The sequence below is a fragment of the Xanthomonas bromi genome (genome assembly GCF_900092025.1).
GTDB classification, from domain to species: Bacteria; Pseudomonadota; Gammaproteobacteria; order Xanthomonadales; family Xanthomonadaceae; genus Xanthomonas; species Xanthomonas bromi.
Genome location: NZ_FLTX01000032.1, coordinates 45,612 through 64,302, shown reverse-complemented (window position 1 = coordinate 64,302; position 18,691 = coordinate 45,612). Strand labels below are relative to the sequence as shown.

At 63.2% G+C, this 18,691-nt stretch carries 14 protein-coding genes and 1 pseudogene; 10 read left to right on the top strand and 5 right to left on the bottom strand.

From position 1 onward, the window contains the following. Positions 1 to 1,917 (bottom strand): beta strand repeat-containing protein (locus tag XBLMG947_RS10400; RefSeq protein ID WP_425479272.1); only part of this gene is annotated, 1,917 nt, incomplete at its 3' end. A gap of 1,212 nt (positions 1,918 to 3,129) precedes the next feature. Continuing rightward, a pseudogene (locus tag XBLMG947_RS21505) lies at positions 3,130 to 3,273 on the bottom strand (CDP-alcohol phosphatidyltransferase family protein); the annotation flags it as partial. 74 nt (positions 3,274 to 3,347) lie between these two features. Here XBLMG947_RS21505 and purH point away from each other — a divergent pair. The 6 genes from purH (at position 3,348) to yccS (ending at position 11,311) form a co-directional block, all read left to right on the top strand. After that, the gene (purH, locus tag XBLMG947_RS10390; protein ID WP_065468372.1) at positions 3,348 to 4,931 is read left to right on the top strand and encodes a bifunctional phosphoribosylaminoimidazolecarboxamide formyltransferase/IMP cyclohydrolase; all 1,584 of its coding nucleotides are present in this window, start codon (positions 3,348 to 3,350) and stop codon (positions 4,929 to 4,931) included. Positions 4,932 to 4,973: 42 nt separating this feature from the next. Further along, positions 4,974 to 5,675 carry a hypothetical protein gene (locus XBLMG947_RS21500; protein WP_083993020.1) on the top strand — a complete coding sequence of 234 codons (702 nt, stop codon included), beginning with the start codon at positions 4,974 to 4,976 and terminating at the stop codon, positions 5,673 to 5,675. Further along, positions 5,672 to 6,961, top strand: coding sequence for a phosphoribosylamine--glycine ligase (gene purD / locus XBLMG947_RS10385; RefSeq protein WP_065468370.1), 1,290 nt, complete (start codon positions 5,672 to 5,674; stop codon positions 6,959 to 6,961). Before XBLMG947_RS21500 ends, purD begins: the two co-directional genes overlap by 4 nt. A gap of 151 nt (positions 6,962 to 7,112) precedes the next feature. Then, positions 7,113 to 8,306: an AAA family ATPase gene (locus XBLMG947_RS10380; RefSeq protein ID WP_065468368.1), complete on the top strand. Its 1,194-nt coding sequence runs from the start codon at positions 7,113 to 7,115 to the stop codon at positions 8,304 to 8,306. Continuing rightward, a complete protein-coding gene (locus XBLMG947_RS10375) occupies positions 8,303 to 8,890 on the top strand; it encodes a DUF4276 family protein (RefSeq protein WP_065468366.1) in 588 nt (195 codons plus the stop codon). Before XBLMG947_RS10380 ends, XBLMG947_RS10375 begins: the two co-directional genes overlap by 4 nt. Before the next feature lie 207 nt (positions 8,891 to 9,097). Next, positions 9,098 to 11,311: a YccS family putative transporter gene (gene yccS / locus XBLMG947_RS10370; protein ID WP_065468364.1), complete on the top strand. Its 2,214-nt coding sequence runs from the start codon at positions 9,098 to 9,100 to the stop codon at positions 11,309 to 11,311. Between the two features lie 122 nt (positions 11,312 to 11,433). On the opposite strand, the gene XBLMG947_RS10365 is transcribed toward yccS, so the two are convergent. Next, on the bottom strand, positions 11,434 to 12,624 hold the full coding sequence (locus XBLMG947_RS10365) for an MFS transporter (protein WP_065468384.1): 1,191 nt from the start codon (positions 12,622 to 12,624) through the stop codon (positions 11,434 to 11,436). Positions 12,625 to 12,721: 97 nt separating this feature from the next. On the opposite strand from XBLMG947_RS10365, the gene XBLMG947_RS10360 reads away from it, so the two are divergent. The 4 genes from XBLMG947_RS10360 to XBLMG947_RS10345 all read left to right on the top strand — a co-directional run bounded on the left by XBLMG947_RS10360 (position 12,722) and on the right by XBLMG947_RS10345 (position 16,642). Next, positions 12,722 to 13,624 (top strand): LysR family transcriptional regulator, encoded by a 903-nt coding sequence (locus tag XBLMG947_RS10360; protein ID WP_065468362.1) that lies wholly within the window; start codon positions 12,722 to 12,724, stop codon positions 13,622 to 13,624. Between the two features lie 68 nt (positions 13,625 to 13,692). Further along, positions 13,693 to 15,615: an MFS transporter gene (locus tag XBLMG947_RS10355; RefSeq protein WP_065468360.1), complete on the top strand. Its 1,923-nt coding sequence runs from the start codon at positions 13,693 to 13,695 to the stop codon at positions 15,613 to 15,615. 236 nt (positions 15,616 to 15,851) lie between these two features. Then, positions 15,852 to 16,232, top strand: a complete 381-nt coding sequence (locus XBLMG947_RS10350; protein ID WP_065468357.1) for a CD225/dispanin family protein — start codon at positions 15,852 to 15,854, stop codon at positions 16,230 to 16,232. A 2-nt stretch (positions 16,233 to 16,234) separates the two neighbouring features. Continuing rightward, positions 16,235 to 16,642 carry a DUF2752 domain-containing protein gene (locus XBLMG947_RS10345; protein ID WP_065468354.1) on the top strand — a complete coding sequence of 136 codons (408 nt, stop codon included), beginning with the start codon at positions 16,235 to 16,237 and terminating at the stop codon, positions 16,640 to 16,642. A gap of 181 nt (positions 16,643 to 16,823) precedes the next feature. Here XBLMG947_RS10345 and ampE read toward each other — a convergent pair whose 3' ends face one another. Together ampE and nudC are read right to left on the bottom strand one after the other, a co-directional pair. After that, complete coding sequence (gene ampE, locus XBLMG947_RS10340) at positions 16,824 to 17,714, bottom strand: regulatory signaling modulator protein AmpE (RefSeq protein ID WP_065468352.1); 891 nt, start codon at positions 17,712 to 17,714, stop codon at positions 16,824 to 16,826. Positions 17,715 to 17,790: 76 nt separating this feature from the next. Further along, complete coding sequence (gene nudC / locus XBLMG947_RS10335) at positions 17,791 to 18,681, bottom strand: NAD(+) diphosphatase (protein ID WP_065468382.1); 891 nt, start codon at positions 18,679 to 18,681, stop codon at positions 17,791 to 17,793. Positions 18,682 to 18,691: the final 10 nt, after the last annotated feature.

The following is an 18,691-nucleotide window of genomic DNA, read 5'->3' as shown; positions in this document are numbered from 1 at the left end:
ACTGTCCCCGCCGGCGGTCGAGGTGCTGCCATAGCCGGTGGTGAGGTCGCTCCCGCTGCGTGCGGTTTGTGTGCTGCCATAGCCCGCCGTCAGCGAACTATCGCCACCGGAGGTTTGCGTGCTGCCATAGCCGGCGATCAGCGTACTGTCTCCGCCGGCGGTCGAGGTACTGCCGTAGCCGGTGGTGAGATCGCTGCCCTTGCGCGCGGTTTGCGTACTGCCATACCCCGCCGTCAGCGAACTTTCTCCACCAGCGGTCTGCGTGCTGCCATAACCGGCGATCAAGGTGCTGTCGGCACCGGCCGTCGAGGTGCTGCCATAGCCGGTGGTGAGGTCGCTCCCGCTGCGTGCGGTCTGCGTACTGCCATAGCCCGCCGTCAGCGAACTTTCTCCACCGGCGGTCTGCGTGCTGCCATACCCGGCGATCAACGTGCTGTCGGCGCCGGCGGTCGAGGTGCTGCCGTAGCCAGTGGTGAGGTCGCTGCCCTTGCGCGCGGTTTGCGTGCTGCCGTAGCCAGCGGTCAATGAACTATCGCCACCGGAGGTTTGCGTGCTGCCGTAACCGGCGATCAGCGTACTGTCTCCGCCGGCGGTCGAAGTACTGCCGTAACCGGTGGTGAGGTCGCTGCCCTTGCGTGCGGTTTGCGTACTGCCATAACCGGCCGTCAACGAACTTTCTCCACCGGCAGTCTGCGTGCTGCCATAACCGGCGATCAACGTGCTGTCGGCGCCGGCGGTCGCGGTGCTGCCGTAACCTGCAGTGAGATCGCTGCCCGTCCGCGCGGTCTGCGTACTGCCGTAGCCGGCGGTGAGCGAGCTGTCATTGCCGGAGGTTTGCGTGCTGCCGTAACCGGCGATCAACGAGCTATCTGCGCCTGCAGTCCCTGTACTGCCATAACCGGCCGTCAGATCGCTGCCGTCGTGCGCCGTTTGGGTACTGCCATAGCCGGCGGTGAGCGAACTTTCGCCACCGGAGGTCTGCGTGCTGCCATAGCCGGCGATCAGCGAGCTGTCGGCACCGGCCGTTTCGGTACTGCCGTAACCGGCCGTCAGATCGCTTCCCTTGCGTGCGGTCTGGGTGCTGCCGTAGCCGGCGGTGAGCGAACTATCGCCACCGGAGGTTTGCGTGCTGCCATAGCCGGCAATCAACGCGCTGTCGGCGCCGGCGGTTTCGGTGCTGCCGTAACCGGCCGTGAGCGCGCTGCCGCTGCGCGCCGTCTGCGTGCTGCCGTAGCCGGCCGTCAGCGTGCTGCCGCCTCCTGCCGTCTGCGAACTGCCATAGCCCGCCACGATGGTGCTGTCCGATCCGGCCACACCGGTGCTGCCATACCCGGCAATCAACTCGCTGCGATCACCCGCGGTCTCGGTGCTTCCATATCCGGCAATGAGCTGACTTTGATCGGCGCCGGTGAGCGTACTGCCGTAGGTGGCGATCTCGCGTGTGCGCAGCACGTCGTTGGCAACATGCTGCGCGCTCGCAACGCCGGCATCGGGCGATGGCGCCGCTGGCATGAAGGAATGGCCGCTGTGTTCCTCGGTCGGCGCGACAAATTGCGCCTGCGCTGCCTTGGGACGAAATTCTTCGGCAATCACCGCGTCCACAGGCGGCTCGGGCTTGGGCGGCAACTGCTGCTCGATGCCGGCATCGATGCACGCCATGGCGCCGCTGCGGCTACCGGCATAGATCACCTCGGCCCTGGGGAACTTGATCATTCCCTCCTCGCCCAGCCGGATGATGTCGGCCGTGTCCACCATGCAGACGATCCAATGCGCATCGGCATGCATGTTCAGATAGGCACTGGTGCCCTGCCCCCACAACAGTCCGGTCAAGCCGTTTTCCTGCGTCGTGGTGGGCTTCCAATGCCTGCATTCGACAAGCCCTGCTTGTGGCCAGATCAATCCGCAATGATCGGACATGTTGTTCGTGCAGGTGCGTAGTGCCAGGACTTTTTCGCGGTTCATAGGTCGGTCTCATAGAAATGTCCCGAGCAGCCGCGCAAGCCGGCGTTCGTGACCAATCGATAAAGGAAGCGGATCGTCCGGCCAAGACGGCCAGACGGATCCACCCGTTGACTAAGGGCAGTACCGGCACTGCTGTGGTGGTCATGCGCGAATGCCCTGGGCGCACGCAGGCTGCGGTGACGTGTTCGAAGCGCGGGAGATGGATGGCCGCGACTGCAGGGCGCAGTTGGGGGCGATGGCAACACTGGCTTTTGCGCACCAGAAGTTGCAGCAGACAGGGGAGTTGACGCTTCGCTGAGAGCGTCAGTGTCTTCAAGCGCGAGCAACGTGCCAGCGAGTCCGCAGCGTGGGTCAGGCGTGCTCGGCAGGTGTCGCCATGCGCGAAGAGGAGTACGAATTGGCGAAGAAGGAAACCCGCGACGAGCGCAGCGATCGACTGACTTATTCAATCTGCGATAGGGTGCAAAAATTTTTTGCGAAGTCCACCAATCGGACGCGGTTTGCAACGCGATCCATGCCCGCAGCGAAGCTGCCGGCTTCGAGGACACCAGGATGGTGTCATCAGATCTGGAGCGGCCGCACCAGCGCGACCGCACAAGACACGCGGCGCTCGATAGACAAGGTGTCAATGACGCTCTTGCGTCCACTCGCATCGTCGGACAATGCCGCGTTGCTGCCGCTCTCGGCACACAAACCCTGCGTGATCGGCCGTCAATCGTGCGGGATGCAGCACACGCAGATCACCAGACCCCGCTGCACTCCTGCACTGCACGCCATAGTAATGGGTGTGTCGCCGCTGCCGAGGGTGGACAGGATCGGTAGCGGCGCATGGGCGATCAGGTCCTTCCCCATACAGGCACGCCGGGCGCAGTCGCACAACCGCGATCCGCATGGCACCGGCGATCGCCGCCACCAGCGCGCCGACCATGCGGATGCCCCACGACCAGCCCTGCGCGAAGAACAGAGAGCACCATCATCGGCGCCGCACCCGCGCACGCGGTTACCCGAGGCGATGCCGCGCAGCAGCCCGCGACTGCCGCAACCGCAGAGGCTGCCGATGACGCGCCGTGTGGCGTGGCGCTGCGTTCACGCAACGCGCGTGCCCAGCGGCCGCGCGTCTGACGCCATGCCGGTGGACTGCGTTGCATCAATCGCCTCCACCGCCATAACCGCCACATCCACCACCGCCATCACCACCGCCGCTGCGATGAGCATGACCCGATTGGCAGCGATGCCGCCGCGATACAACGCGCCCACCATCGGCCGCAGCAGTGCCTGGCCGCGTCCCTTCACGGCATGGATCCAGCCCATACGGGGTCTTGAGTCCCTTCGAGCGCTGGCGCAGCCTACAATATCGGCTGCTCCGCAACGACATTCCCCCACCGATGGCCTCTGATTTCCTGCCCGTGCGCCGGGCCCTGCTCTCCGTTTCCGACAAGACCGGCCTGATCGACCTGGCCCGCGCGCTGGTGGCGCACAACGTCGAGTTGCTGTCCACCGGCGGCACCGCCAAGGCGATCCGCGAGGCCGGCCTGCCGGTGAAAGACGTCGCCGAACTGACCGGCTTCCCGGAAATGATGGACGGCCGCGTCAAGACCCTGCACCCGCTGGTGCACGGCGGCCTGCTCGGGCGTGCCGGTATCGATGAAGCAGTGATGGCCGAGCACGGCATCGCGCCGATCGACCTGCTGGTGCTCAACCTGTATCCGTTCGAGTCGGTGACGGTGAAGGCCGATTGCACGCTGGCCGATGCGGTGGAAAACATCGATATCGGCGGCCCGGCGATGCTGCGCAGCGCGGCCAAGAACTTCGCACGCGTGGCCGTGGCCACCGACCCGGCGCAGTACGCCGACCTGCTGGCCGAGCTGGAGGCCAACGACGGCCAGCTGTCGGCGGCCAAGCGCTTTGCGCTGTCGGTGGCGGCATTCAACCGCGTGGCGCAGTACGACGCGGCGATCAGCAATTACCTGTCGGCCGTGGCCGACAGCGCCGAAACCGTGCCCACGCGCAGCCCGTTCCCGGCGCAGATCAATTCCAACTTCATCAAGGTCATGGACCTGCGCTACGGCGAAAACCCGCATCAGTCCGGCGCGTTCTACCGCGACCTGTCTCCGGTGCCGGGCACGCTGGCCACCTTCCAGCAGCTGCAGGGCAAGGAGCTGAGCTACAACAACCTGGCCGATGCCGATGCGGCGTGGGAATGCGTGCGCCAGTTCGACGCGCCGGCCTGCGTGATCGTCAAACATGCCAATCCGTGCGGCGTGGCCGTGGGCATGGCCTGCGGCGATGCCTACGAGCTGGCCTATGCCACCGACCCCACCAGCGCCTTCGGCGGCATCCTGGCCTTCAACAAGACGCTGGATGCGGCCACGGCCAAAGCGATTCTCGATCGCCAGTTCGTGGAAGTGCTGATTGCGCCGGATTACGAGGCCGGCGCGCTGGAATACGCCACCAAGAAAGCCAACGTGCGCGTGCTCAAGATTCCGCATGGCGCAGGCCTCAACAACTACGACACCAAGCGCATTGGCTCTGGCCTGCTGCTGCAGTCGGCCGACAACCGCGGCATGTCGCTGGGCGAATTGAGCGTGGTCACCCAGCGCGCGCCCAGCGAGGCGGAACTGGGCGATCTGCTGTTCGCCTGGCGCGTGGCCAAGTACGTCAAATCCAACGCCATTGTCTACGCCAAGGACAGCCGCACCATTGGCGTGGGCGCCGGGCAGATGAGCCGCGTGGTCAGCGCCAAGATCGCCGCGCTCAAGGCCGAAGAAGCCAAGCTGGAAGTGGCCGGCTCGGTGATGGCCTCGGATGCGTTCTTCCCGTTCCGCGACGGTATCGACGCGGCCGCCGCCGCCGGCATCAAGGCAGTGATTCAGCCCGGCGGTTCGATGCGCGACGGAGAAGTGATCGCCGCCGCCGACGAACACGGGATTGCGATGGTGTTCACCGGCGTGCGGCATTTCCGGCATTGATTGATTTCGCTTAGAGCCATTAAGAAAAAAAGGGTCCATTCAATGTCAGCTTCATCAACCTCAGCGCTATATGAAATACTCATCAAGATAACGGGCCATCGATCAGGTGTAGATTTCTACACAGGCTGGAAGCAGATATTCCCTAGCGTTGACAACAATGACGTACTGCGCCAAATAGGCCTCATATACCAGCTAACCGATAGCGCAAAGCAAGAGATTGAGTCAATCGCTTCAAAAGTAAGCGCGCGCTCGACTAATCATTGGAGAACGCAGATCTTAGCTGCACTCACGAATCCTGGCACGCATTGGGAGGGCTTTCGAAAATCTTTTGACGATCACACGTTGAGCTACCTTGAACTCCAAGCAACTCTTATTGAAGGCAAGCTAAGCGACTCATCAATTTCGATCGAAGTTCTCACCGAAGCTTTAGATAACCTTAGAGAAGCAATACGACTGCTTGTGGACTCTGACATCCCTCATGAACAGAAGATTCAACTGGTCAGGCAATTGCGTGAATTAGTCGCTGCGATAGAAGACTATGAATTTGTCGGAAATCCAGGTGTTTTTAGTAAATTCAAAGCCACCACGTTTGATCTCGCCGCAGTAAAGACAATGGATAAAAATTTCCCAGAAATTGATGAGCTTGAGAAAGGGCTGTCAATTCTTGCGAATGCAATCGCCATCTCTTCAAGCTTGAAGGGCTTAGCAAAACCAGCATTGAAGCTTTTGGGAATTGAGTCATGAAAATCCTCATAGTCGGCTCCGGCGGCCGCGAACACGCCCTGGCCTGGAAGATCGCCCAATCCGCACGCGTCAGCGAAGTGCTGGTGGCGCCGGGCAATGCCGGCACCGCCAGCGAGGCCAAGTGCCGCAATGTCGCGATCAAGGTCGACGACCTGGATGGCCTGCTCGCCTTGGCGCAGCGTGAAGCGGTCGCGCTCACCGTGGTCGGCCCGGAAGTGCCGCTGGTGCTGGGCGTGGTCGACCGTTTCCACGCCGCCGGCCTGCGCATCTTCGGGCCCACCGCCAAGGCCGCGCAGCTGGAAGGCAGCAAGGCCTTCGCCAAGGATTTCCTGGCGCGCCATGGCATTCCCACCGCGTACTACGCCGTGCATACGGATGTTGATGCAGCGCTGGCCTACGTGCGCGACAAAGGCGCGCCGATCGTGGTCAAGGCCGACGGCCTGGCCGCCGGAAAGGGCGTGATCGTGGCGATGACGCTGAGCGAGGCCGAAGACGCGGTGCGCGACATGCTCTCGGGCAATGCGTTCGGCGACGCCGGTGCACGCGTGGTCATCGAAGAATTTCTCGATGGCGAAGAAGCCAGCTTCATCTCGATCGTCGATGGCAAACACGCCTTGCCGATGGCTACCAGCCAGGACCACAAGCGCGTCGGCGATGGCGACACCGGTCCGAATACCGGCGGCATGGGCGCCTACTCGCCGGCCCCGGTGGTCACGCCCGAGGTGCATGCGCGGGTGATGCGCGAGGTGGTCGAGCCCACCGTGCAGGGCATGATCGCCGATGGCGTGCCGTTCACCGGGTTTCTCTATGCCGGACTGATGATCGATGCGCACGGCGCGCCCAAGGTGATCGAATTCAACGTGCGCTTCGGCGACCCGGAAACCCAGCCGGTCATGCTGCGCCTGCAGTCGGACCTGGTGGATCTGCTCGACGCCGCCATCGACGGCACGCTCGACAACGCACAGGCGCAGTGGGACCCGCGCCCGTCGCTGGGCGTCGTCATCGCCGCCAAGCCGTATCCGGAAACCCCGGTCACCGGCGAAGTCATCACCGGCCTGGACCAGGTGCCAGCCAGCGCCAAAGTCTTCCATGCCGGCACCACGTTGAATGCCGACGGGCGGGTGGTCAGCGCCGGTGGCCGCGTGCTGTGCGTTGCCGCGCTAGGCACTACCATACGTGATGCACAGCGCACCGCCTACGCCGGCCTGCAGCCGATCCACTGGGCCAGCGCCTTCCAGCGCAGCGACATCGGCTGGCGGGCAATCGCGCGCGAGCAAGACCAGTAAGTGGTAAACCTTTCACTGAAACAAACTCAAACCTGGCTGAGCGACCCTCGCCTGGTGCCGGCCTGCAGTAGATTACAAGTATTCCGGATGCATCGAATACACCACTATGTATCTGTTTGCATAATGACTAAACACGCGCGGAGCCCACAGCATGAAGATTGAGTCAATTCGGCTAAGGAATTTCAAGGCGTTCCGCGACGTGCACTTGAAGGACATGCCTTCGTTTCTCATCGTCGTTGGCGCCAATGGATCGGGCAAGAGCACGTTGTTTGATGTGTTTGGCTTTCTCCATGACTGCCTAAAGGGAAATGTCCGGCAAGCACTGGACAAGCGGGGACGTTTCCGGGAGGTTCTCAGCCGCGGGTGTGATCCTACAGTCGATTCCATTCTGATCGAACTGCAGTATCGAATGGAAATAACCGGCGTAGAGCGACTGGTCACCTACTCAATCGAGATTGGCGAAGAGACTGGTACTCCCATCGTGCAAAGGGAGTTATTACGTTACAAGCGTGGACGCTATGGCAGCCCCTATCATTTCTTGAATTTTTCCAAAGGTGAAGGTTATGCCATCACCAACGAAGAGGACTTCAAGAAACCGGACGAGGAACTGGACAGAGAAAGTCAGAAAGTGTCTCCTGACACCCTAGCGATCAAGGGGCTGGGACAATTCGAGCGTTTCAAGGCTGCAAACGCTTTCCGACAACTAATCGAGAACTGGCACGTTTCTGATTTTCATATCAACGCAGCGAGAGGGCGCAAGGAAGCCACTGGCGATTCTGAACACTTGTCGGAAAGTGGCGACAATTTACCGCTAGTTGCGCAATACATGAATGAACGTCATCCGCAAGTATTCCGTCGCATCCTCGATATCATGGCACGACGCGTCCCTGGAGTGGCCTCAGTCGAACCTAAACTGATGGACGACGGCTATCTGACCCTACGATTCCAGGACGGTTCGTTCAAGACGCCGTTCCTTGACCGATATGTTTCTGACGGCACGATCAAGATGTTTGCTTATTTGGTACTTCTTTACGACCCCGCTCCGCATCCATTACTTTGCGTCGAGGAACCGGAAAACCAACTTTACCCGCAACTAATGACCGAACTGGCGGAAGAATTCCGCATGTATGCCGAGCGCGGTGGTCAGGTATTGGTATCTACTCATTCGCCTGATTTCCTGAATTCCGCCGAACTCGACGAGGCGTGCTGGCTCGTAAAGCGAAACGGGTGCACTGAAGTTCATCGCGCGCGCGACAATCAACAAATTTCCAGCTATGTCAAGGAGGGTGACCAACTTGGCTATCTGTGGAAACAGGGATTCTTCGACGGAGTCGATCCGCAATGAGGGAACTTGTCTTTCTTCTGGAGGAGCCTTCCGCTCGAGCCATGCTGGAAAGCTTATTACCTCGGATCTTGTCAGATGACATCCAATATCGGCTTATCGCTTTCGAAGGTAAACAAGATTTGGAAAAACAATTGGAACGCCGTATTCGCGGATACCAAAATCCACTAGCCCGATTCGTTATACTGAGAGATCTCGACAGCCACCCTGACTGTCGAGCGGTCAAGCAAAATCTACTGGAAACTTGCAGGCTTTCTGGAAGAATTCAATTCTGCCTAGTGAGAATCGCTTGCACGGAGCTTGAGACTTTCTACCTCGCCGACCTCGCGGCGGTCGGAATGGCTCTAAAGATGAGTAAGCTTGCCTCTCATCAGAATAATCGCAAGTTCAGATCGCCAGACGCTATTGGAAATCCGAGTAAGGAGCTCAAGTTAATAACAGGCAACCGGTATCAAAAGGTGGCTGGCTCGCGGGAGATCGGGAAGTACCTTCAATTGGACAACGCTCGCTCTGCGAGCTTTCGCAATCTGGTGACCGGCGTCAGACGAATGGAAGCGGAACTATTGGCTATTCCGGCCCCAAAATAGACCGTCATTTGATGGGCGCCGTCCCTGCAACCTACAACCTGCAACAGACCCGAGGGGCCTGCGCCTTCCATGGCAGCGACATCGGCTGGCCCGCGAGCGCTCCGAACAAGCCTGAGCATGTGCGGAGCCCGTTGGTAAGCCGCCCTACTGACAAAGAACTAGCCGCTTTCCACACCGGTAAAGCGTGCCTGCGGCAATAATGCCACCGTGACCACCACTTCCTTCGAATCCTGCCTCAGCCGTCTGTGGGCCCATGAAAAGGCCAGCTATGGCCTGCGTGTGTTTATCGCGCTGGCGGTGGCGATGGGCGTGTGCTGGCACTGGCAGCAACTCACTGCGGTACCGGCGCTGTTCCTCGGCGCGATTGCCAGCGCCATCGCCGAGACCGACGACAACTGGCTGGGCCGCATCAAATCGGTGCTGTTGTCGCTGCTCTGTTTTGCCGCCGCCGCTGCTGCGGTAGTGCTGCTGTTTCCGTATCCGCTGCCGTTCGTGATCGGCATGGCATTGGCGACGTTTTCGCTGACCCTGCTCGGCGCGCTGGGCGAACGCTATGCCTCGATCGCGCAGGCCACGGTGGCGTTGTCGATCTACGCCATGATCGGCATGGACCAGCACGGCAGCCACGATCCGCTGGTCGCCTGGCATGGCGCAGCGTTGCTGTTGGTCGGCGCCACCTGGTACGGCGTGCTCTCCATTCTGTGGACCATCCTGTTCGCCAATCGCCCGGTGCGCGAGCGACTGTCGCGGTTGTTTTTCGAGCTGGGCCGCTATCTCAAGCTCAAGGCCGATCTGTTCGAACCGGTGCGCCAGAGCGACCTGCACGCACGCCGGCTGGCATTGGCCGAACAGAACGCCAAGGTGGTCGGCGCGCTCAACGCGGCCAAGACCGCGATCATGAGCCGCTTCGGGCGCTCGGGGCGACCGGGCGTGCAATCGGGCCTGTATTTCCGTCTCTATTACATGGCGCAGGAATTCCATGAGCGCGCCAGCTCGTCGCACTATCCCTACGAAGCGCTGACCGATGCGTTCTTCCATAGCGATGTGCTGTACCGCTGCCAGCGCCTGCTCGCATTGCAAGGCAAGGCCTGCGCGGCATTGGGCGAAGCGATCCGCCTGCGCCACCCGTTCGATTACGGCGACAACAGCCGCCTGGCCACCGAAGACCTGCGCCAGTCGCTGGATTATCTGCATGCGCGCGCCGACCCCGCGCTCGCCCGCTTGCTTGGCGCGCTAGAACTGCTGGTGACCAATCTGCAGACCATCGAACGCAAGCTCTCGGAAGCGGCGCTATCCGATTCCACCAGCGACAACCTCGACACCCGGCTGCGCGATTCCTCGCCGCACACCTTGCGCGAAATGGCCGCGCGCCTGAGCCAGCAACTCACGCCCGGCTCGGTGCTGTTCCGCCACGGCCTGCGCATGGCCATCGCGCTGGTGGTCGGCTACGCCATCATGCAATCCATCCATGCCGACAACGGCTACTGGATCCTGCTGACCACCGCGTTCGTGTGCCGGCCCAATTACGGCGCCACCCGCTTGCGGCTGGTGCAACGTATCGCCGGCACCTTGATCGGTCTGGTTGCCACCTGGGCGCTGATGCAGCTGTTCCCCGGCACCGAAGTGCAACTGCTGCTGGCGTTGACCGGCGCGCTGGTGTTCTTCATCACCCGCACCGATCGCTACATGCTGGCCACCGCCGGCATCACGGTGATGGCGCTGCTCTGCTTCAATCTGCTCGGCAATGGCTTCGTGCTGATCTGGCCGCGCCTGATCGACACGCTGATCGGCTGCGCCATCGCCGCCGCCGTCTCGTTCCTGATCCTGCCGGATTGGCAGGGCCGTCGCCTCAACCAGGTGATGGCCACGGTGCTGGCCAGTTGCGCGCGGTACCTCACCCAGGTGCTGGAGCAATACGCCAGCGGCATGCGCGACGATCTGCCCTACCGCATCGCGCGCCGCGACATGCACAACGCCGATGCCGCGTTGTCGGTGGCGCTGTCCAATATGCTGCGCGAACCCGGCCGCTACCGACGCAATCTGGATGCAGGGTTTCGCTTTCTGGCGTTGTCCAACACCTTGCTCGGCTATTTGTCTGCACTGGGTGCGCATCGCGCCGCGCTCGAGGGCGAACACGATGCCGCCATCGCACAGGCCGGCGAATATCTGCAGCGCGCACTGAGCGAAATCGCCAGCGCGCTGGGCCAACGCCAACCGCTGCCGGTGCATGATGAAAGCGAAGAACTCGCCATCGCCGAAGCACTGGAACAACACGCCGTGCAGTTACCGCCTAAACAGCGCCTGGTCCGCGACCAGCTGGCGTTGACGCTGCGGCTGCTGCCCAAGCTGCGCGCTGCAGCGCTGGCGGTGACAACGGCGGCGGCAGAGAACCCGCCGCGTCTGGCGATCAACAAGGTCTAGCGCCTTCTTGATCGTCAGGCCTGGGCGCGGCGCCGCCGAAGCAGCAGCCATGTGCAGCGCGATGCCGAGTACTGCAAGCAGAGCAACCGCCCTCGGCTAAATCGCCTCGTCGCCTTCCACGCTCACTTCCATTGCTTGCGCGCCACGCTCAATCCCACCCAACCCAGCGCCGCTGCAGCCAGCACCGCGCCACCGGTCACCACGCCCATCCAGCCGGCCTGCGCATACGCTGCCGTGCCCAGGGTCGAGCCCACCGCACCACCGATGAAATAGCAGGTGATGTAGGCCGAAGTGATGCGATTGCGCGCAGTCGGATTGCGTTGATAGATCACGCTCTGGTTGGCGATATGCACGCCCTGCACCGCGATATCCAGCAGCAGCACACCGACGATCAGCAACGCGATCGAGTACGGCGCAAAGGCCAGCAGGCCCCACGACAGCAGCAACATCGCCAGCCCGCCCCAGCTCACGCGATCGCCATGACCGCGATCGGACCAATGACCCGAGCGATTGGCGGCCAACGCACCGGCCGCTCCGATCAAGCCGAACACCCCGATCACCGCCGTGCCATAGCCATAGCTCGGCCCGGACAACAGAAACGCCAGGGTGGTCCAGAACATGCTGAAACCGGCAAAGATCAGCCCGCCCAGTACCGAGCGCGAACGCAGCACCGCATCGTCGCGCAGCAGCGTCAGCACCGAGCCCACCAACTGCGGGTACGACAAGTGCGCATTGCCCGGATGGCGCGGCAGCCCCCGCCACAACAACCCGGCGGTGAGCAATAACGCGGCCGAGGCGATCCAGTACACCGTATGCCAACCGCCCACACTTGCCAGCACGCCGGCCGCGGTGCGTGCCAGCAAGATGCCCAGCAGCAAGCCGCTCATCACCGTCCCGATCACCCGCCCGCGCTCGTTGGGCGCGGCCAGCGTGGCGGCGAACGGTACCAGGATCTGCGCCGCCACCGAGCTGGCGCCGGTCATGATCGTGCCGACCAGCAACATCGCGAAACTGTGCGAACTGGCGCTGACCAGCAGGCCCAGCGCGCTGAGCACGAACAGGCCAACGATCAGGCCGCGTCGCTCCAGCCGGTCGCCCAATGGCACCAGCAACAGCAACCCCGCCGCGTAAGCCAGCTGCGCGGCCGTGACCACCGCACCGGCGCCGCGCACCTGGATCCCGAACGACTGCGCAAGTGTTTCCAGCAGCGGCTGGGCGTAGTAATTGCTCGCCACCGCCAGCCCGGTAGCGGCGGCCATCAACAGCACCAGGCGGCGCGGCAATGGCGGATGGGCGGTGGCGTCGGCGATCATGGCAAAGGCCTGCTGAAGGAATGGACGCAGTGTGGGCAACGGCAAGGCATCTTTCCAATGTAGTGTTTTCACTGTTTCCATCTTGTTTCGAGATCGCATGCTCACCCTGCGCCAACTGGAATTTGCCGTGGCCGTGGCCGAAGAAGGCGGATTCACCGCTGCCGCGCGCCGCTGCAACACCGTGCAATCGGCACTCAGCCACCAGGTCGCCAAGATCGAAGAATCGCTAGGCGCGCGCCTGTTCGAACGCGGCACCCGCCAGGTGCGGCCCACCGCCGCCGGCGAGGTGTTCCTGCACAACGCCCGCCAGACCCTGCGCGCCGCCGAGCGCCTGCACGAGGAAATGGCCCAGGCCCTGGGCACCGTGCGCGGGCGGCTCGCGTTGGGACAGATCTCCTCGCTCACCACCGTGCAGTTGCCGACGTTGCTGCATCAGTTCCGCAGCGCGCATGCGCGGGTCGATGTGCATCTGCGCACCGCCATGAGCGAGGCCTTGCTGCACGATCTGGGCGAAGGCCGCCTGGATGTCGCGCTGGTGGGCGTCGGCCCGCAGGTCGCGCTGCCGGCACAGCGCTTGTTGCTGCATGAAGAGGCGTTGGCCCTGATCGTCGCCCCCAGCCATCGCTTTGCCGCGCGCAAGCGGGTGGCCCTGGCCGAGCTGGAAGACGAACCCATGGCCGGGCTGGTGGCCGGTGCCGGGGTACGCGGCATCGTCGATGCGGCCTTCGACCAGGCCGGGCTACGGCAGCGCCAGCAATACGAAGTCACGCATGCCGATCTGGTGCGCGAACTGGTCGCCGCCGACCTGGGCGTGGGCATCGTTCCGCAGACCATGGCCGGCGCCATGCGCGGTGTGGTCACGGTCGCGTTGAAGGAGCGTTACCGCTTTCTGACCTACGCGGTGTGGCGTCCCGACCCCAGCCCGGCCGCGCGCGCCTTCGTGGCCTTGCTGCGTGCCCAGCTCGCGCAACGCAAGCCGCCGGCACGTATCAGCCGCTGAGCGCAACCGCCATCCACCAGCGCGCCGTGGAAGCCTGCTAGGCTGCGCGCGTTCGCAAAGGAAATTGCATGTCCGGTCACAGTCAGTTCGCCCTGCTCAGGCAGCGCCGGTTCTTGCCGTTCTTCGCCGTCCAGGCATTGGGCGCGTTCAACGACAACGTGTATCGCCAGGCCATCATCGGCCTGTTGTTCTATCTCGGCATCGATGCCGCACAGCGCACGCTGTATACGAACCTGGCGCCGGCATTGTTCATCCTGCCGTACTTCCTGTGCTCCGCGCTGGCCGGGCAGATCGCCGAGAAGCTGGAAAAACAGAAGCTCATCGTGATCACCACCACGATGGAGATTGCGATCATGTCGCTGGCGGCCGTCGGCTTCATCACCGAGAACATGGTGATCCTGCTGATTGCGCTGTTCTGCACGGGCCTGCAGTCCACGCTGTTCGGGCCGGTGAAATATTCGATCCTGCCCTCGGTGCTGAAGCCGGAAGAACTGACCGGCGGCAACGGCCTGGTCGAAATGGGCACCGCGATCTCGATCCTGTGCGGCATGATTTTCGGCGGTCTGATCTTCCAGATTGCCGGCAGCCATGGTCCGGAGGCGGCGGCCACTGCGGTGATCGCAATTGCCGTCACCGGCAATCTGGTGGCGCGGCTGGTACCGCGCGTGGACGCCGGCGCGCCCGAACTGAAGATCAATTGGAACCCCATCCCCGAATCGCGCGCCATCATGCGCCTGACCCGGCGCACGCCGGCGGTGCGCAACGCGGTGTTGGGCGTGTCGTGGTTCTGGTTCGTCGGCACCGTGCTCACCGCGCAGCTGCCTACCTACGCGCAGCTCAACCTCGGCGGCCAGCAAGATCTGTACGTGTTCGCGCTGGCGCTGTTTTCGATCGGCACCGGCGTCGGCTCGCTCCTGTGCGAACGGCTGTCCGGGCGCACGGTGGAAATCGGCTTGGTGCCGCTGGGCGCGTTCGGCATCAGCGCATTCCTGCTGGATCTGTATTTCGCCCGCCCCGGCGCCGCGCCGTTGAGCGATCTGTCGATCGGCCAGTTCGTGCAGCAGGCCGGCAGCGTGCGGTTGATCATCGATCTGGTCGGCATCGGCCTGTTCACCGGCTTGTTCGTGGTGCCGTTGTTCGCGCTGATCCAGAGCCGCACGCCCAAGGCCGAGCTGTCGCGCGTGATCGCCGGGCTCAATATCCAGAACGCGTTGTTCATTGTGGCCGCCGCAGTGATCGGCATCGCGCTGCAGTTGCCGCAGGTGGTGCTATTCGGAGTGCGGATTCCGCTGCCGGGACTGAGCATTCCGCAGGTGTTCCTGGCGCTGGCGATCGCCAATACGCTGGTGGCGCTGTGGATCTTCACCCTGGTACCCGAGTTCCTGATGCGCTTCCTCAGCTGGATGCTGGTGAGCGTGCTGTACCGGCTGCGCACGCGCGATATCGACACGCACGTGCCCGACGACGGCGCCGCATTGCTGGTGTGCAACCACGTCAGCTACATGGACGCGCTGATCCTGTCGGCGGTGATCCCGCGCCCGGTGCGTTTTGTCATGTATTACAAGATCTTCCGCATCCCGGTGATGCGCTGGATCTTCCGTACCGCCAAGGCCATCCCGATCGCCGGCGCGCGCGAAGATCCGGCGCTGATGCAACAGGCCTTCGACCGCATCGATGCCGCCTTGGCCGATGGCGAGCTGGTGTGCATTTTCCCGGAAGGCGCGTTGACCAAGGATGGTGAGATTGCGCCATTCAAATCCGGCGTGGAAAAGATTCTGCAGCGCCGCAGCGTGCCGGTCATTCCGATGGCGCTGCGGGGCATGTGGTCGAGCATGTGGAGCCGGCGCGACACGCGCCTGGGCCGCATGCGGGTGCTGCGGCGGATGCGCGCGCAGATCGAAGTGGCGGCGGGCGCAGCGGTTGCCGGCGATCAAGCCAGTGCCGCGCTGCTCGAACGACACGTGCGCGCACTGCGTCAGGATCAGCCCTGAGCCCGGCAGATGCGGCTTTGCGTCCATTGCGCGCCGCGAGTAGCCTGTGCGCCACTGCACGCTTTGCCGCCGCGACCGCCAAGCGGACGCTGCAGCGCATGCTGGGAAATATGGGTGATGCGCCGCATCTTCGTCAGACCCGTCCGCCGTGATCGGGCAACGCCGCGTCGCATCTGCGAGGCACTCAGTACCTACTTCACCCTCTCGCTGTTGTTTACCACCCAAGGAGCTTCACCATGAGTGCCATCCCGCCGCCGATACATACGCAGCCTTCCGCCGTGCCGCCGCCTGTCCAGCCGATTCGAAATCATCTGGCCTGGTCGATCACAATGACGGTTCTTTGCCTTGTGATCTGCTGTTCATGCTGGACGATCCCGGGCATTGTCACCGGCGTCGTGGCGATCATCTTTGCTGCGAAGGTCAATCCTTTGCTCAACGTGGGCGACCTTCCGGGAGCGGTGAAGGCATCGAGCACTGCAAAAATGATGGCCTGGATCACCACTGGGATTTTCGTGCTCGGACTGCTGATTTGGGTTGTCTCAATCGCTAGTGTCGGCGTTGAGGGCTACAAGGAACGTATCATTGAAATGCAGCAGCAGATCGAGAACTCGAAATAAGCGTGTCTAGACGCCTGCTCCAGCTTTCGCTCGCACCCGCTGCTGCAGCAGCGGGTGCGGGTCTTTGGATTTTTTGGAAGTTCGATCCGAATCTTCCAGGAAACCCATTTCCGCCCTGCATCTTCCACTCGCTCACTGGTTTTTATTGTGCAGGGTGCGGTATCACCCGTGCTTTGCATGCGCTGGCACATGGCGATGTAGTCACAGCCGTCAAAATGAATGTTCTTGCGGTCGGGCTGTTGTTGCTGATCCCGTGGGTGGCACTATGGCATCTCGGCTGGCAACCCAAGCGTCTGAGGCCGCTCGCCAGATTGTTGGGCTCTCCATGGCTTTGGGTGACGCTACTGCCCGGGTTCTGGGTCGCAAGAAATCTACCCTGGCCACCGTTTACGTGGCTTGCCCCAGGTTGAGGCGAGGCGCTGGAAGAGACCGACGAAGGCGTTGGCATGGCGCAACGCTGTTGTGGGACGCGGCGACACCTGCGTAAGACGTTTCGTGAAACTGGCGTGTCAGTAAAGTCGCCTGAGCTGTCAGCATGCGATCAAACTATGACTGGCACAGCGCTGCTGCTAGCGACCGGTTAAGCAGCGCTCACCGCACCCACCCCGCAATCACCAGCAACGCCAGGACCACCAACCACAGCAGCAGCACGCGCCAGACCAGGCTCATCGCATCGCGGACTTCCGGCAGGCGGCGCCAGACGGGGGCCAGGCCCGAATCGGTGTAGTCGTGCGCTTCTTCGCGCAGCTCTGCGCTGACGCTGGCACGTGCGACGGCGCCGAGAAAATGCGGTTCCAGCGACCAACGGGTGCCATGCGCTTGCCGCCAGGCACGGAACACGGTGTCGAAGTTACCCACCAGCGCCATCGACGCCGTCATCAGCTGCGCCACCGGCCATTCCAGCACCGCCAGCAACCAGCGTGCGCCGGCCAAAGTGCGTGGCGGCAGCAAGGCCGCCAGCGGGCTTTCCACCGCTAAAGCAGTCAGTCGGTACAACACCGCGCCGAACGGCCCCAGCAACATAAACCACCACAGCACCGCGAACCAGCGGCGCAGGCCATTGACCACGACCGCTTCCACCAGCGACGGCGCGTCTTCATGCACGCTGCCGCCGGCGGCCTGCAGGTGCGAAATCGCCTCGCGCCGCGTGTGCGGCTCGTCGGCGTCGATCACCGCTTCCACATCGCGATCCAGATCGCGCGGCCCCCAGGTCCAGGCCAGCACCGCCACGCCGAACAGCAGCGACAGAAATCCGTGCCAGACATTGTCCAGCAGCCACTGCACCAGCAGCACCAGCAATGCCGGCAGGACTACCAGCAGCACACCATAACGGCCTTGCCACACACCGCGCCCGGCCGCGTCACCGTCCAACCGACGCAGCCACTGGCCGAACCAGGCGAAATTGCGCAGCCTGGCCACTTGTGCCGGGACCAGATGGCCCAGCGTGAGTGCGACGACGACGGCAACTAGGGTGGTGAACATGGGCGGACCTCCTCAGCCGAGTCTAGCCGAGCGGACGCAAGCGCCGCTGCAACACTGCAAAAGCCGCTGGCCAGGCTCAAGCATGCGTACGATGCCAGTGCTCGATCAACGCACGCGCAATCGAGATACGCGGCGGCAAGCCGATGTCGCCCTCGCCGACCAGCGCAGCCGTGACCTCGCCATGACTGACCCAGCGCGCGTCTTCCAGCTCGCCGGTGACCTGTGGCAGCTCGGTCGCTGCGGCACGCGCGGTGAAGCCCAGCATCAGCGCGCCCGGGAACGGCCACGGCTGCGCGCCCAGATAGCGGCAGTCCTGCACATGCACGCGGGTTTCCTCGAACACCTCGCGCGCCACGGTCTGCTCCAACGATTCGCCCGGTTCGACGAACCCGGCAATCACCGAATAACGTCCTGGCGCCCAACTGGCCTGACGGCCGAGCAGCAGGCGCGCGCCATCGCTGACCGCAACGATAATCGCCGGATCCACGCGCGGGTAATGCTCGGTCTGGCACTGCGTGCAGTGCGCGATGAAGCCGGCACGCCGGAACGCGATCGCACCGCCGCAGACGCCGCAAAAGCGCGTGCGCGATTGCCAGTGCAGCATCGCACGCGCATAGGAGAAGGCGGTGGCGACGTCGGCAGGCCAATCGGCAGCGGCCTGGCGCAGATCGATCCGCTGCGGCGCCTGCACCGCGGCGGTGTCGGCCGCCATACAAAACCAGCCGACCGCATCGCGCAGCCCCAGGAAGATCGCCGCCTCCGGCCCGTCGGCCAGCGCCGCGCCATCCATTAACAGCGGCTGTCCATCGGCATCGGCCAGTGCCGCGCCCTTGGCATCGAGCAACAGCACGCGGCCATGCGGCCAAAGGCGCGCCAGGGCGTCGGGATCGTCACGCAGCACATCGCTGCGATCGAGCGGCACGTGGGTGAAGGCAAAACCGGAAGCTGAAAAAAGAGACTCTGACATCGGCGCCAGC